The 15079-nt window shown below is 73.4% G+C and carries 15 protein-coding genes; 13 read left to right on the top strand and 2 right to left on the bottom strand.

Features of this window, described 5'->3' with window-relative positions; all coding sequences use genetic code 11:
* Window positions 1-38 precede the first annotated feature (38 nt).
* Genes HOP40_RS26780 through HOP40_RS26765 form a run of 4 tightly spaced genes read left to right on the top strand, consistent with a single transcriptional unit; the run spans window position 39 to window position 3692 of the window.
* A complete protein-coding gene (locus tag HOP40_RS26780) occupies window positions 39-1421 on the top strand; it encodes a cytochrome ubiquinol oxidase subunit I (RefSeq protein WP_240157294.1) in 1383 nt (460 codons plus the stop codon).
* Window positions 1418-2497 (top strand): cytochrome d ubiquinol oxidase subunit II, encoded by a 1080-nt coding sequence (locus tag HOP40_RS26775; RefSeq protein WP_172163574.1) that lies wholly within the window; start codon window positions 1418-1420, stop codon window positions 2495-2497. Before HOP40_RS26780 ends, HOP40_RS26775 begins: the two co-directional genes overlap by 4 nt.
* On the top strand, window positions 2494-2703 hold the full coding sequence (locus tag HOP40_RS26770) for a dodecin family protein (RefSeq protein ID WP_172163571.1): 210 nt from the start codon (window positions 2494-2496) through the stop codon (window positions 2701-2703). Before HOP40_RS26775 ends, HOP40_RS26770 begins: the two co-directional genes overlap by 4 nt.
* On the top strand, window positions 2700-3692 hold the full coding sequence (locus tag HOP40_RS26765) for an MBL fold metallo-hydrolase (RefSeq protein WP_172163568.1): 993 nt from the start codon (window positions 2700-2702) through the stop codon (window positions 3690-3692). The genes HOP40_RS26770 and HOP40_RS26765 overlap by 4 nt, the downstream gene beginning before the upstream one ends.
* A 67-nt stretch (window positions 3693-3759) precedes the next feature.
* Here HOP40_RS26765 and HOP40_RS26760 read toward each other — a convergent pair whose 3' ends face one another.
* Window positions 3760-4563, bottom strand: coding sequence for an IclR family transcriptional regulator (locus HOP40_RS26760; protein WP_172163565.1), 804 nt, complete (start codon window positions 4561-4563; stop codon window positions 3760-3762).
* Between the two features lie 175 nt (window positions 4564-4738).
* Here HOP40_RS26760 and HOP40_RS26755 point away from each other — a divergent pair, with 175 nt between their 5' ends.
* From HOP40_RS26755 to HOP40_RS26715, 9 genes are all read left to right on the top strand, one after another.
* Window positions 4739-5203 (top strand): MaoC family dehydratase, encoded by a 465-nt coding sequence (locus tag HOP40_RS26755; protein WP_172163562.1) that lies wholly within the window; start codon window positions 4739-4741, stop codon window positions 5201-5203.
* A 13-nt stretch (window positions 5204-5216) separates the two neighbouring features.
* Window positions 5217-6050 (top strand): alpha/beta fold hydrolase, encoded by an 834-nt coding sequence (locus HOP40_RS26750; RefSeq protein ID WP_172163559.1) that lies wholly within the window; start codon window positions 5217-5219, stop codon window positions 6048-6050.
* Window positions 6050-7063, top strand: coding sequence for a thiamine pyrophosphate-dependent dehydrogenase E1 component subunit alpha (locus HOP40_RS26745; RefSeq protein WP_172163556.1), 1014 nt, complete (start codon window positions 6050-6052; stop codon window positions 7061-7063). The genes HOP40_RS26750 and HOP40_RS26745 overlap by 1 nt, the downstream gene beginning before the upstream one ends.
* On the top strand, window positions 7053-8039 hold the full coding sequence (locus HOP40_RS26740; RefSeq protein WP_172163553.1) for an alpha-ketoacid dehydrogenase subunit beta: 987 nt from the start codon (window positions 7053-7055) through the stop codon (window positions 8037-8039). Before HOP40_RS26745 ends, HOP40_RS26740 begins: the two co-directional genes overlap by 11 nt.
* Complete coding sequence (gene lpdA, locus HOP40_RS26735; RefSeq protein ID WP_172163550.1) at window positions 8032-9426, top strand: dihydrolipoyl dehydrogenase; 1395 nt, start codon at window positions 8032-8034, stop codon at window positions 9424-9426. The genes HOP40_RS26740 and lpdA overlap by 8 nt, the downstream gene beginning before the upstream one ends.
* An 86-nt stretch (window positions 9427-9512) precedes the next feature.
* Window positions 9513-11294: a 2-oxoglutarate dehydrogenase, E2 component, dihydrolipoamide succinyltransferase gene (gene sucB, locus HOP40_RS26730; RefSeq protein WP_172163547.1), complete on the top strand. Its 1782-nt coding sequence runs from the start codon at window positions 9513-9515 to the stop codon at window positions 11292-11294.
* A 16-nt stretch (window positions 11295-11310) separates the two neighbouring features.
* Entirely contained in the window at window positions 11311-11853 is a 543-nt protein-coding gene (locus HOP40_RS26725; protein ID WP_172163544.1) for an antibiotic biosynthesis monooxygenase, read from the top strand.
* 12 nt (window positions 11854-11865) lie between these two features.
* Window positions 11866-12432 carry a hypothetical protein gene (locus HOP40_RS26720; RefSeq protein ID WP_172163541.1) on the top strand — a complete coding sequence of 189 codons (567 nt, stop codon included), beginning with the start codon at window positions 11866-11868 and terminating at the stop codon, window positions 12430-12432.
* 10 nt (window positions 12433-12442) lie between these two features.
* Window positions 12443-12766: a hypothetical protein gene (locus HOP40_RS26715; protein ID WP_172163538.1), complete on the top strand. Its 324-nt coding sequence runs from the start codon at window positions 12443-12445 to the stop codon at window positions 12764-12766.
* 1243 nt (window positions 12767-14009) lie between these two features.
* Here HOP40_RS26715 and HOP40_RS26710 read toward each other — a convergent pair.
* A complete protein-coding gene (locus HOP40_RS26710; RefSeq protein ID WP_172163535.1) occupies window positions 14010-15065 on the bottom strand; it encodes an amidohydrolase family protein in 1056 nt (351 codons plus the stop codon).
* Window positions 15066-15079: the final 14 nt, after the last annotated feature.

The raw sequence follows: 15079 nt of genomic DNA, 5'->3' as shown, positions 1-15079 counted from the left end.
GGCGCACCATCCTGGCGGCGACGGGAGCGGAGGCCGGGGTGGACCAGTACGCAGCGTTCGCGGAGGTGGCGCTCGCGGGTGCGACCGACAACGTCGTCCCCGCACGCCTGCAGATGGGCGTGTCACTGGGCTGGCACATCATCTTCTCGTGCTTCGGCGTGGCGTTCCCGGCCATCGTCGTGTTCACCGAGTGGCGCGCCCACGTGCGGGGCAACGCCGACCTGCGCAACCTCGCCCGCACCTGGTCCAAGGCCATGGGCGTGCTGTTCGCGGCCGGGGCGGTGTCGGGCACCCTGCTGTCCTTCGAGATGGGCATCCTGTGGCCGGGCCTGATCGAGCGCTACGGCGAGGTCGTCGGCTTCCCCTTCGTGCTGGAGGGCTTCGCGTTCTTCATCGAGGCGATCTTCGTCGGCATCTATCTGTTCGGGTGGGACCGCATGTCGCCGCGCGCGCACATGCTCAGCGCGCTGCCGATGATCGTCTCCGGGGTGGCGGGAGCCTTCTTCGTCATCGCCGCGAACGGCTGGATGAACAACCCCACCGGCTTCTCCGTCGACGCCACGGGCCGGGTCGTCGACGCCGACCCGGTCGGCGCGATGTTCGGCCCGTCGACGTGGGCCCAGTTCACGCACATGCTCATCGCGGCGTACATGGTCACCGGCTTCACGGTCGCGTCGGTCTTCGCCGTGGCGATGCTGCGCGGGCGGCGCGACCGCTACCACCGCTCCGGGCTCCTGATCCCGTTGACGGCGGCCGCGATCGCCACTCCCTTCCAGTTCGGGGTGGGGGACTGGATCGCCAACGTCGTCGCGGAGAACCAGCCCGTGAAGCTGGCGGCGATGGAGGGCCACTTCGAGACGGGGACGGCGGTGCCGCTCTCGCTCGGCGGGCTCTACGTCGACGACGAGCTCCGGTGGGCCCTCGAGGTGCCGTGGGGGCTCTCGCTGCTCGTGACGCACGACCCGAACGGCGAGGTGGTGGGGCTGGACAGCGTGCCGGCGGAGCAGCGGCCGCCGGTCAACGCCGTGCACCTGGCGTACAACGCCATGGTCGGCATCGCGTCGGCGCTCGTGCTGGTCGCGCTGTGGCTCGGCTGGTCGTGGTGGCGACGCCGGCGGATACCGCGCTCGGACTGGTTCCTGCGGGCCGTCGCCGTCTCCGGGGTCGCGGCGGTCGTGGCGATGGAGGCGGGCTGGCTCACCACCGAGATCGGCCGCCAGCCCTACATCGTCTACGGGCTCCTGCGGACGGCCGACGCCGTCAGCCCCGCTCCGGGCCTGTTCCTCGGTTTCTACGCGGTCGTCGTGATCTACGTGCTGCTGACGGTGCTCACGGTCGTCGTGCTGCGCCGCCTGGCCGGTTCGCACGACACGCCCGCCCCGCAGGAGGGGTCCCCGGAGCGGCAGGAGGTGTTCCGGTGACGCTGCCCGAGGTCGTGCTCGGCGTGATGTTCGTCGGGCTGATCGCCTACGGCCTGTTCGGCGGGGCCGACTTCGGCGCGGGGGTCTGGGACCTGCTGGCCGGCGGCACCCGGCGCGGCAGGCGGCAGCGCGAGCTGATCGAGCACTCGATCGGGCCGGTCTGGGAGGCGAACCACGTCTGGCTGATCTTCGTGCTCGTCGTCCTGTGGACGGCGTTCTCCGGCGCGTTCGTCGCGATCACCACGACGCTCTACGTCCCGATGACGCTCGCCGCGTTCGGGATGATCGCCCGCGGTGCCGCGTTCGCGTTCCGCAAGAGCGTCACCACCCTCCCCCTGCGCCGCTTCCTCGGCGCGTCCTTCGCGCTGTCGTCCCTGGTCACCCCGTACTTCCTCGGCGCGACCGTGGGCGGGGTGGCGTCCGGGCGGGTGCCCCCGGGGATCGCCGCCGGCGACGTGGTCACCAGCTGGGTCAACCCGACCTCGACGCTGGGCGGGGTCCTCGCGGTGCTGGTGTGCAGCTACCTCGCCGCGGTGTTCCTCTGCGGCGACGCCCGCCGCGACGGCCACGACGACCTGGCGTCGCAGTTCCGCGCCCGTGCGCTGGTCACCGCCGCCGTGACGGGGCTCGTGGGACTCGCCGGGCTGTTCGTCCTGCGGGCCGACGCGCCCCTGCTGTTCGACGGTCTCGTCGGGCGCGCGCTGCCCGTCGTCGTCGTCTCGGTGCTCGCCGGCGGCGCGGCGATCGTGCTCCTGCTGCGGCGCAGCTACGTCCCGGCGCGGATCGCCTCCTCGGTGGCGGTCGCGACGATCCTCGTCGGGTGGGCCGTGGCGCAGTACCCGTACGTGCTGCCGCCCGCGCTCACGATCGGCGACGCGGCCCGCGGCGAGGCCACGTTGACGGCGATGCTCGTGTCGCTCGTCCTCGGGTCGCTGGTGCTGGTCCCGTCGCTGGTCTACCTCTACGTGCTGTTCCAGCGCCCCTCGTCCGTCGGGGACCCGGCCGGGCCCGGTCCGCTTCCGTCGAGCGGGAACGGCGGCCCGGTCGCGCGCAGCGGCCCGATGATGGGCTCGTGAGCGTGCAGAAGGCGGTCGACCTGATCGGTACGGGCGACACGATCCAGGACGCCGTGACCGAGGCGCTGGACCGCGCGCGCCTGTCCCTGGAGGGCATCACGTCGTTCGAGGTGCAGCGGGTCTCCGGCACCGTCGACGGCTCCGCGACGGCCTACCGCGTGGAGCTGCGGGTGTGGTTCACGCTGCTCGAGCGCATGCACGGATGATCAGCCGGATCGCGCTCCCCATCGGCGTCAACGCCGTGGAGAGCGTCAACTGCTACGTGCTCCCCGACGGCGACCGCGTGACGATCGTCGACTGCGGCGTCTGGCGCCCGGACCTCGCCGACGGCGGGCTCGGGGCGCTGGAGGCGGGCCTGGAGGGCGCCGGGTACGCGCTGCGTGACGTCTCCCGCATCGTCGTCACGCACGCCCACATCGACCACTACGGGCTGGCCGGGCGGCTGATGGAGGTCACCGGCGCCCAGCTGGTCATGCACACGATGACGGACCTGGACTGCGAGAAGTACCGGCACCCCGACACGGCACGGGCGCGGCGCCGCGACACCTACGCCGACCACGGCGTGTCGGAGACCGAGCGCACCGACCTCGCCGACCACCTCACCCGGTGGCTGCCCTACCTGCACTCGGTGGTGGAGGCGTCGCAGCGGCTGCGCGGCGGCGAGGAGCTGGTGATCGGCGGGGACCGCTGGGAGGTGATCCACACGCCGGGCCACTCGCTCGGGCACGTCTGCCTGTTCTCCGCCTCCACCCGCGTGCTGCTCTCCGGCGACCACCTGCTGCCCGGCATCACCCCGCCGGTGACGTTCGAGCGGGGCTTCGACGCCGACCCGCTGCGCAGCTACCTCGACTCGCTGCGCGCCGTCGCGGATCGGCGGCCCGACCTCGTGCAGCCCGGGCACGGGCGCCCGTTCGGCGACGCGGTGGACCGGATCGAGGCCATCGTGCGCAACAAGCTGCGGCGCCTGGAGAAGGTGCGCCGGGCCGTCGAGGAGCGGCCGAGCACGGTCACCGAGCTGGCCGACCTGCTCGTGGCCAAGGCGATCCTCGCCCACCAGCGCCAGCTCGCGATCTCCGAGACGCTGTCGCACATCGCCTACCTGCGCTGGTCGGGCGCGGTCGAGCGGCGCACCCGCGGGGACGGGGTGTACGAGTGGTACGCCACCGGTGCCCGCAGCGGGAGCCCGATGCGGTAGTCGCCGTCCTCGGTGCGCTCCACGAGGATCGGGGCCCGGAGCGGGCGCGGCCAGGACGAGCTCTCGCTCAGCGGGAGTGCCGGACGGCGAGCGGGCCGGCGAGGCGCTCCCGCTCCTGCAGGGACCGCGACGCCGCGATGGCGGCGGTGCGCACCGCCGGCCCGAGCCGTCGCAGGTCCCCGCGCCCGGACCGCAGGACGACGGCGAGCGCGGCGACGACCGTCCCGTCGGAGCCGGTGACGGGGGAGGCGACGGACTGGGACCCCAGGCTCATCTCCTCGCGGGCGTAGGCGATCCCGGTCCGCCGGGTCTCGGCGAGCGCGCGGCGCAGGTGTCCCGGTGCCACCACCGTGTGGGCCGTGTAGCGGCGCAGGCCGGCGTCGAGGATCTCGTGGAGCAGCGACTCGGGCGCGTGGGCGAGGAGCACCTTGCCCACCCCGGTGGCGTGCAGGGGCAACCGACCGCCGCGCCGGGAGCGGACGGGGACGGCGCCCCGCCCGGCGATCGTGTCCAGGTAGAGCGCCTCGCGGCCGTCGAGGACCGCCAGGTGCACGTTCTCCCTGGTGGCCTGGTAGAGGTCCTGCATGTGGGGCAGCGCGACCTCGCGCAGGGTCGCGCCGCGCGGCGCCAGGACGCCGAGCTCCCAGAGGCGCACGCCGATGCGGTAGCCGGTGCCGCTGCCGGCCCGCTCGAGCCCGCCCCACTCGACCAGCTCGGTGGCCAGCCGGTAGGTCGTCGACACGGGCAGCCCGGTGATGCGGGCGAGGTCCCCTAGGGACAGCTCCGGCGTCGACGGGCCGAACGCGTCGAGCAGTGCGACGGCCTTGCTGATCACCGACCGCCCCTGCCACCGGGTGCTTCCGCCCGCCATCCGCGTCCCTCTCCTCGACGCCCATAGTGCCCACGCCCGGCCCGGGTCCGGGGCCACTCCCACTGAGCAGGAAAGGGCCGCGAGCGCCGCTGCCGCGCCGCCGGGCGGTGTTTGACTCGCGGCGGGGAGAGCACCGGGCGGGACCCCGGCGCCGACACGAGGACGAGGCGGGACGATGGGCGGACCGATCACCCTGCAGGGCCTTCCCGGCCTGCAGGAGCAGGTGGACCAGGAGATCGGCGCCAGCAGCTGGCGGACCGTCGAGCAGGAGCACATCGACCTGTTCGCGAAGCTCACCGGCGACGAGCAGTGGATCCACACCGATCCCGAGCGGGCCCGCGGCGGCCCGTTCGGCGCCACCGTGCAGCACGGCTTCCTCACCCTCGGCCTGGCCACCGGCCTGCTGTGGGAGGTCTGCACCGTCGACGGCTTCGGCGTCGTCCTGAACTACGGGCTCAACAGGGTCCGGTTCCCCGCACCGCTCCGCGTCGGGAGCGCGATCCGGATGCACGTGCGGGTCGCGGACGTGAAGGAGCTCGCCGGCGACGGTGCCGAGGTCGTCTACCGCCTCACCTACGAGGTCCGGGGTGAGGCCAAGCCGTGCTGCGTGGCCGATCTGGTCTTCCGCTACTACGCCTGAGAGGGAGTCGCGAATGAGCACCACGGAGAACCCGGCCATCGGCGAGAGCGCCGCGGCCAACGGGATCCGCACCAACTACCTGGAGGGCGGCAAGGGCGACGAGCACGTCGTGCTCGTGCACGGCTCGGGGCCGGGGGTCACGTCCTACGCGAACTGGCGGCTGGTGATCCCCGCCCTGGCCGAGGACTTCCACTGCGTCGCCCCCGACATGGTCGGCTTCGGCTACTCCGACCGCCCCGAGGGCGTCAACTACAGCCTCGACACCTGGGCCGACCAGACCCTCGGGCTGATGGACACCCTGGGCCTCGACAAGGCGCACCTCATCGGCAACAGCTTCGGCGGCGGCATCGCGCTGCGGCTGGCGACCCGGCACCCCGACCGCGTCGGCAAGCTGGTGCTGATGGGCAGCATGGGCGTGCCGTTCCCGATCACCGAGGGCCTCGACCAGGTCTGGGGCTACGACGGGACGCTCGAGGGCATGCGCAGGGTCCTGGACTACTTCGCCTACTCCCGCGAGCTGGTGAACGAGGAGCTCGCGCAGGTGCGCTACGAGGGCGCCAACCAGCCCGGCTTCCAGGAGGCCTTCTCGTCGATGTTCCCCGCGCCGCGCCAGCGGTGGGTGGAGGCGATGACGGTGCCGGAGGAGCAGATCCGGTCGCTCCCGCACCGCACGCTGATCGTGCACGGGCGCGAGGACAACGTCATCCCGCTGCAGAACTCCTACCGGCTCCTGGAGCTGCTCGACAACGCCGACCTCGCCGTGTTCAGCCACTGCGGGCACTGGTCGATGATCGAGCGCACGGCCGACTTCAACCGCCTCGTCCGCGACTTCTTCCTGGGCGACTGATGGCCACCCGCACGAGCTCGCGCAACCGGCGGAAGGCGGCGCCCGCGGTGGGCGACCGCGACCCCGACCTGCTGCGCCGCATCCACCGCTTCATGGTCCTGACCCGCGCCGTCGAGGACCGGATGGTCGCGATGTACAAGGGCGGCGACCTGCTCGGCTCCCTCTACACCGGGCACTGGCACGAGGCGATCAGCGTGGGCGCGGCCTCGGCGCTGCGGCCCGACGACTACCTCGCACCCATCCACCGCGACCTCGGGGCGCACCTGTGGCGCGGGATGGAGCCCTGGCAGGTCATGGCCAGCTTCATGGGCAAGGCCACCTCGCCGACCGGTGGACGCGACGGCACCCTGCACTACGGCCGGCTCGACCTCAACATCTACAACCTGCCCAGCCACATCCCGGCCAACTTCCCGGTGGCCACCGGCATGGCCTTCGCCGCGAAGTACCGCGGGGAGGACCGCGTGTGCCTGGCGTTCTGCGGTGACGGGTCGACCTCGCGGGCCGACTTCCACGAGGCGCTCACGCTCGCCTCGGTGCAGAAGCTGCCCAACGTGTTCTTCGTCGAGAACAACCAGTACGCCTACTCGACGCCGCTGCGGCTGACGTCGGCGTCGGAGAGCTTCGCGGCCAAGGCGGCCGCGTACGGGATGCCCGGCGTCAAGGTGGACGGCACCGACGCGCTGGCCGTGCACGACGCCACCGCGGAGGCCGTCGCCCGGGCCAGGGCGGGGGAGGGCCCGTCGCTGATCGAGGGCGTGACGATGCGCATGCACGGTCACGCCGAGCACGACCCGGCGGACTACGTCCTCAAGGAGCTCTACGAGGAGTACGCGAAGAAGGACCCGGTCGAGCTGTTCGAGAACGTGCTCCTCGAGGCGGGCGTGCTCGACGACGCCGCGGCGAAGCAGGTCCGCGAGGACGCCCGCCAGTACGCCATCGCCGCGCGGCGCAAGGCGCTCGCCGACCCCATGCCCGACCCCGCCGACATCGAGGACGGCGTCTATGCCGACTGACACAGGGAACGCCACCTACCTCGACGCGGTGGGGCTGGCGCTCGACTCCGAGATGGACCGCGACCCGGACGTCTTCATCATCGGCGAGGACGTCGGCCAGTTCGGCGGCGCGTTCAAGGTGACGAAGGGCTTCCTCGACAAGTTCGGCCCGCGCCGCGTGGTGGACACCCCGATCGCGGAGACCGGGTTCACCGGCCTCGCCGCGGGCGCGGCGCTGGTGGGCCTGCGCCCGGTCGTGGAGTTCCAGTTCGCGGACTTCATCTCCTGCGCCTTCGACCCGATCGTCAACGTGCTCGCGCGCCACCACTGGCGCACCGGCGACCCGATGCCGGTGACGATGCGGGCGCCGTTCGGCGGGCGGCTGCGGGCCGGGCCCACGCACAGCCAGAGCGTGGAGAGCTACTTCGCGCACGTGCCCGGCCTGAAGATCGTCATGCCCGGTACGCCGCAGGACGCGGCCGGCCTGCTGATCAGCTCGATCCGCGACGACAACCCCACGCTGTACCTGGAGAACAAGTACCTCTACCGGCGCCTCAAGGCCGACGGCCCCATCTCGCTCGACCCGATCCCGCTCGGCGTGGCCAAGGTCGTCCGGCAGGGCCGCGACATCACGCTGGTGACGTACTCGGCCGGCGTGCACCAGGGGTTGGAGATCGCCGAGGAGCTGGACAAGGACGGCATCTCGGTCGAGGTCGTCGACGTGCGGACGCTCGTGCCGCTCGACGTCGAGACGATCGTCAAGTCGGTGCGCAAGACCTCGCGGGCGGTGGTCCTGCACGAAGCGGCGAAGCGCCTCGGCTACGGCGCGGAGATCGCCGCGACGATCCAGGAGGAGTGCTTCTGGCACCTCGACCAGCCGGTGGTGCGGATCGCGGCGAAGAACACCCCGACGCCGACCAGCCCGCCACTGGAGGACGCGGTCATCCCGCAGCCCGCGGAGATCGCCGAGACCCTGCGGAAGGTGGCCCGTGCCTGACTACGACCTCGTCGTCCTCGGCGGCGGCCCGGGCGGGTACGCCGCCGCGCTGTACGCCGCGTCGGCCGGGCTCACCGTCGCCCTGGTCGAGAAGGAGAAGGTCGGCGGGACGTGCCTGCACCGGGGCTGCATCCCGGCGAAGGCGCTGCTGCACGCGGCCGAGGTGTTCCGCACGGTGTCGCACGCGGCGGAGCACGGCGTGCGGGTGAGCGGCCCGCCCGAGCCCGACTGGCCCGCCGCGAACAAGCGCAAGGCCGGCATCGTCAACCAGCTCCACAAGGGACTGTCCGGCCTGCTCAAGCGCCGCAAGGTCACCGTGGTCGACGGGTTCGGACGCCTGACGGCCGACGGAGCGGTGTCGGTGGACGGCCAGGTGCTGCAGGGCCGGGCGGTGATCCTCTGCACCGGCTCGGTGCCGCGGTCCATCCCGGGCATGGAGGTGGACGGCTCGTCGATCGTCACGTCGGACCACTCCACGAACAGCTCCGACGACCGGCTGCCCGAGCGCGTCGCGGTGATCGGTGGCGGCGTGATCGGGGCGGAGTTCGCCTCGGTCTACACCGACCTCGGCGTGCGGACCACGCTCCTCGAGGCGCTGCCGCACGGCGTGCTGCCGATCGGGCCCGACCGCGACTGCGCCGACGTGCTCGCCCGCTCGCTGACCAAGCGCGGGACGTCGATCCACGCCGAGGCCCGCGTCGGCTCGCTGGAGCACACGTCGAACGGGATCGTGGTCCCCTACGAGACACCGCGGGGGTCCGACAAGCTCGAGGTGGACCAGGTGCTCGTGTCCATCGGTCGCCGTCCGGTGACCGAGGGGATCGGGGCGGAGGAGGCCGGGGTCCGCGTCGACGAGCGCGGGTTCGTCGAGGTCGACACGGCCACGATGCAGACCTCGCGCCCGGGCGTCTACGCGATCGGCGACTGCGTCGGCACCCCGGGCCTCGCCCACGTCGCCTACGCCGAGGCCGTCGTCGCGGTCGAGCACGTCCTCGGCGAGGACCCGCCGCCCGTCGACTACGCGAAGGTGCCGTGGGTGGTCTACACCCACCCCGAGGTGGCGTGGTCGGGCATGAGCGAGGCCGAGGCGCGCTCCGCGGGCTTCGAGGTCGAGGTGCACAAGCACGCGATGGCCGGCAACGGCCGGGCCATGATCCTGGGCGAGACCGACGGGCTGGTGAAGGTGGTCGCGCAGCGCGGCGGTCCGGTCCTCGGCTTCCACATGGTCGGTCCCTGGGCCAGCGAGCTGCTCCACGAGGGCTACCTGGCCGTCAACTGGGAGGCGCTGCCGGACGACGTCGGTCGCCTGGTCCACGCGCATCCGAGCCTCTCCGAGGCCATCGGCGAAACCATGATCACCTTCTCCGGCCGTTCCCTGCACGGCTGACCGGGAGCTGGGATGAGCGAGCTTGCGAGCGAGTCAACGACACAGCGCCTGCGCGCAGCGCCGAGCTCGCGCAGCGAGGGAGAGCGATGAGCGACGAGTGGGTCGTGGCCATGCCCAAGCTGGGCGAGACGGTCACCGAGGGCGAGATCACCAACTGGTTCAAGGCGGCCGGGGACGAGGTCGCGTTCGACGACCCGCTGTTCGAGGTGTCCACCGACAAGGTCGACTCCGAGATCCCCAGCCCCTACGACGGGGTGGTCGTCGAGATCCTCGTCGACTCCGGCGCGACCGTCCCGGTCGGCACCCCGCTGGTGCGGATCGGCCCGCCCGGCTCCACGCCGGCGCCGCAGGGACGGCACGCGGGCGTCGACGCGCCCGCGGCCGCCACGCCGGCGACCGCCGCGGCCGGTGGAGGATCGCTGAGCGACCCGGCCAACCCGCGGACGGGAGGCTCCGAGGCCATGCCCGCCCTGGAGGACCCGGCCGGTTCCGCGGCCGCCGGCGAGGTCCACGACATCACCATGCCCAAGCTGGGCGAGACCGTCACCGAGGGCACGATCGGCGGCTGGCTCAAGCAGGCGGGCGACACGGTCGCCTTCGACGACCCGCTGTTCGAGGTGTCCACCGACAAGGTCGACTCGGAGATCCCGAGCCCCTACGACGGCGTGCTGCTCGAGATCCTGGTGCCCGCGGGGGAGACCGTCCCCGTCGGCACGCCGCTCGCCCGCATCGGCGCGGCGGCCGCCGCGGGAGGCGGGTCGCCGTCCGGCGGCGACAGCGCCGTCAGCGGGTCGGGCCCGGCCGCGGTCGGGGCGCCCACCGAGCCGGGCGGGGCACCGAGCGGGGGGACCCCGGCGGCCGGCACCAACGGGTCGGGCCCGCCCGCGAGCGAGGGGCGCATGCTCTCGCCGCTGGTGCGGCGGCTGGTCGACGAGGCGGGGCTCGACGTCTCCACGATCACGGGCACCGGTGCGGGCGGCCGGATCCGGCGTGAGGACGTGGAGCGGGCGGTGGCGAGCGGCGGCGGTCGTGCGGCTCCTGCCCCGGCGGCTCCTGTCCCGACCGCTCCGGCCCCGGCGGCTCCTGCCCCGACCGCTCCTGCCCCGACCGCTCCGGCGGCGGCCCCGGCAGCCGTCGCCGCGCCCTCGGGTCCCGCGGACCCCCGCGACGAGGTCGTGCCGCTCTCGAAGATGCGGCTCGCCGTCGCGGCGGGGATGAAGGCGTCGCAGACGATCGCGGCCTCCGTCTGGACGTCGGTGGAGGTGGACTTCGAGAACGTCGAGCAGGTGCGGAGGACGCACAAGGACCGGTTCAAGAAGGAGACCGGGTCGTCGCTGTCGTACCTGCCGTTCATCTCCCGCGCCGTGGTCGACGCCCTGCGCGCGTACCCGACGGTCAACTCCTCGATCGACATCGAGGCGCGGACGATGACGCTGCACCCCTACGTCAACCTCGGCATCGCGGTCGACCTGGACCAGCAGGGCCTCGTCGTCCCCGTGCTGAAGGGAGCCGACGGGCTGAACATGCGCGGCATCGCCCAGGGCATCACGGCGATGGCGGCGGCGGCGCGGAACAAGAAGCTCGGCATGGCGGACATGCAGGGCTCGACGTTCACGATCACCAACCCCGGCCCGTTCGCGAGCTGGGTGTCGGCGCCGATCATCAACCAGCCCAACACCGGCATCCTGTGCACCGACGGGGTGAAGCGGCGGCCGGTGGCCGTCGGGGACATGATCGCGATCCACCCGACCGGGATCATCGGGCTGGTCTACGACCACCGCGCCTTCGACGGCTCCACGGCGTCGCTGTTCCTGATGCACATCCGCGACTCCCTCGAGCAGCGCGACTGGGCGGCGGAGGTCGGGTGAGGGTGGGTCCGGTGACATGGGCGACGCGGCCGAGCCGGTGACGGTGACGGTCGCCCGACGGGTCGCGCCGGGACGCGAGGCGGAGTTCGCGTCCTGGTGCGACGCGGTGACGGCCGCGGCGGCGACCTTCCCCGGCCACCTCGGGGCGGGCGTGCTGCGGCCGAGCCGGCTGGGGGACCCGTGGCACCTGGTGTTCCGCTTCGCCTCGGACCGGGACCTGCGCGCGTGGGACGAGTCGCCGCAGCGCGGTCGCCTCCTCGCCGCGGGCGAGCACCTCGTGGACTCCACGGACGTGCAGCGGATCACCGGGTTGGAGACCTGGTTCGCGCTGCCGGGGCGGACGTCACCGGCGCCGCCGAGGTGGAAGATGTTCGCCGTCTCGGTCTGCGGCATCTACCTGCTGCAGCTCCTGTTCCACGCCGCGATCGACCCGGCCGGGCTGCCGGTGGCGCTGCGGGTCCTGGTGGTCTCGGTGGCCGTGACGGCGCTGATGACCTGGCTCGTGATGCCCCGCGCCGCCCGGCTCCTGCAGGGCTGGCTCTACGCGCCACACCGATGAGAGGACGAGAGAATGCCGCACTTCCTGGTGTCCGGGATCGGCGAGCTGGCCGCCAAGGTCGCCGCCGAGCTCCGCGGCCACGGCCACACGGCGGTCGAGGTGGACGACATCGGCGACGTCCCCCGGGCGTGCGTCGAGGCCGGTGCCGCCGCCTTCGACGGCTACGTGCAGCTCCCGGCCACGTTCACCGTCAGCGGCTCGAACGCCGTGGACCGCGTCCACCACTTCTTCGCCGACGGCGTGCTCGCCCGGTTCCCCGCGATGACCGCGGCCCTGCCCGCGCTGCGCCCGGGCTCGCGGATCACGTTCGTGATGGGGGTGCTGCCGCCGGAGGTCTCGACCGACGACGACGTCGCGGCCCGGTCCGCGCTGGTGCGCGTGCTGGGGCACGCCGCCCGGGCCGACGGCCCGCCGGACCTGCGGGTGTCGGTGCTGGGCTCCGGGGCGTCGCCGCAGGAGATCGCCCTGACGGCACTGGGCCGCCAGCCGGAGTGGGAGGCGCTGACGGCCGGGTTCTCCGGCGGCTCCTACGCCGACTGGCGCGTGGAGCTGCTCGGCATGATGTCGGCGGAGATGTAGGGGTGGCGACGTGACCGGCGCGGGCGACCCCGCGGAGCTGGCCCGGCGGCTGCGGGAGGCCACGGAACGGGTGCTGTCCGGGTGGAGCGGGGTGCGCCCCGTCCCGCCCGCCACCCTCTCGGCCCGGCAGCTGCAGGCCGTGCTCGACGACCTCGCCGCCCGCCGCGCCCAGGTGCAGGCGCTGCAGGCGCAGCTCGGGGTGTTCGACGAGCAGCTCGCGACACTGGAGACGAGCCTGGGCCCGCTGATGGAGTGGACCCGCACCTGGGCGGGGGTGGAGGGGGCGATCACGGACATGTGGCGCCTGCCCGGCAGCCGCCGCTCCGAGGACTGACGGGTCCCGGCCCGCGCCGCTGTTCCCGGCCCGGTCGGGTGGGGAACGCGGTGCCGGTTCTGGGTTCCGCCGGGGGCGGTGGGGCTGTGGGGGGCGGGCGGTCGTGCGTTCCGCGGAACGCGATCCCGCGCGGTGGTCGCGCCCGATCCGCGCACGCTCTGGCTCTCCGCGCACCTCCTGGTCGTTCGCGCATGTCCTGGCGTGCGCGATCGGCCATCGGGTGCGCGGGGTCGGGTTGCGTCTGCGTTCCGCGGAACGCGGGCAGGCGCGCTGGTCGCGTCGGTGTCGGGCGTGCCGCGGGACGCGATTGCGCACCTCCTGGCTGTTCGCGCTTGTCCTGACCTGCGCGATCGGCCGCCAGGTGCATGGATCGGGTCGTTCTGCGTTCCGCGGAACGCTGGCAGGTGCGGTGACCACGCGTGCCGCGGGACGTCCCGCAGCAGGTCGCGCCGGTCCGCGCACTTCCTGGCTGATCGCGCATGTCCTGACCTGCGCGAGCCGCCTCCATGTGCGCAGATGGGGTTGCGTCTGCGTTCCGCGGAACGCAGGGAGGTGCGCGGATCGGGTCGGGTCTGCGTTCCGCGGAACGCAGGAAGGTGGGGGTGGTCGTCTCGGCGTCGCGCGCGCTGTGGGGCGTGATCCCGCAGCCGTCGCGCCGGTTCGCCCACCTCGTGGCTGCCCGCGCATGTCCTGACCTGAGGGATCGGGCGCCGGGTGCGCAGATGGTCGGCTCGGCGTCGCGCGTGCCGCGGGAAAGCGATCCCGCAGCCGGCCGCGCCGGTCTGCACCTACTGGTCGTTCGCGTATGACGTGCTCGATCGGCCACCGGGTGCGCGGGTCGGAATGCGTCTGCGTTCCGCGGAACGCGGGCAGGTGCGGTGGTCGCGTGCGCCGCGGAACGTGATCGCGCAGCTGGTCGCGCCGGCCCGCGCACCTTCTAGGCGTTCGCGTATGTCCTGGCGTGCGCGAACGCCACCGGGTGCGCGGGGTCGGACCGTATTGCGTTCCGCGGAACGCGGGAAGGCACAGCCGGTCGCGTCCGCGTCGCGCGTGCCGCGGAAAGCGCGCGCAGCTGGTCGCGCCGGTCGGCGCACCTCCTGGTCGTTCGCCTATGTCCTGGCGTGCGCGAATGGCCACCGGGTGCGCGGGTCGGGCCGGTTCTGCGTTCCGCGGAACGCGGGGGAGGTGCGGTCGTCTCGGCGTCGCGCGCGCCGCTGAACGCGATCCGGCAGCCGGCCGCGCCTCAGTGGGGCACCTGGAGACCCAGCAGGCCCGCGGCGTTGTCCCACAGGATCGCCCGCTCGGCGGACCGGTCGAGGCCGATCGCCCGGACGGTGTCCAGCGGGGTCCGGTCGCCGAGCTCGAAGGGGTGGTCGGTGCCGAGCAGGACGTGCTCGGCACCCACGTCCTCGACGAGCCGGCGCAGCAGCACGGGGGAGAACACCGCCGTGTCGTAGAGGAGCCGGTCGGTGAGCTCGCTCGGCTTCACCGCCGTCGTCCGGGCGACGTCCTTGCGCTCCCAGCCCATGTCGAGGCGCCCCCGCAGGGACGGGAGGCACCCACCGCCGTGGGCGAGGCAGAGGTTGAGCGGGAAGCGCTCCAGGACGCGGCCGAACACCATGCGGGCGACGGCGAGCGCGGTCTCCATCGGGTAGCCCACGAGCTGCGGGAGCCAGAAGTCGGCCTGCCGGTGCGGGTCGGGCACGCCGCTGGGGTGCAGGAACACGAACGTCCGCCGCTCGGACAGCAGCGCCCAGAGGTCGTCGTTCACCGGATCGTCGAGGTCGCGGCCGGCGCCGCGGCTGCCGATGGCGATGCCGGCGAGGCCGAGGTCGTCGAGCGCACGACGGGCCTCGTCCGCCGCCTCCGGCCAGCCCAGCGGTACGGAGCCGAGCCCGAGCAACCGGTCGGGGGCGTCGGCCACGAAGGTCGCGAGCTCGTCGTTGCCCGCCGCGACGATGCCGGTCGCGAGCTCCCGGTCCTCGGCGGTGGAGCAGAACAGGAACGGGGGCAGCGAGACCGCGTGCCGGTCCACGCCGACGGCGTCCATCTCGGACACGCGCACGTCGACGTCGTACTGGGAGCGCGCCAGCGGCAGGGGAGCCCGGGGTCCGACGCCGCTGACCCTCGGGTCGAGCCGGACCACCCCGTCGGCCACCCCGCCGAGGTCGGCGAGGTCGCGGTCGGACAGCGTCTGCAGCAGCGGGAGCGGCATCGCGTGGCTGTGCACGTCGACCGCCGCGCCGTGCGCGGCGACCGGCCCCACCCCGCCCGCGCCGGACGAACCGTTGTTCCCCATCCGCCCACTGTCAC

Origin of the sequence: Pseudonocardia broussonetiae (genome assembly GCF_013155125.1) — a bacterium.
Classification (GTDB): Bacteria; Actinomycetota; Actinomycetes; order Mycobacteriales; family Pseudonocardiaceae; genus Pseudonocardia; species Pseudonocardia broussonetiae.
This window is presented reverse-complemented; position numbering and strand designations above follow the sequence as displayed.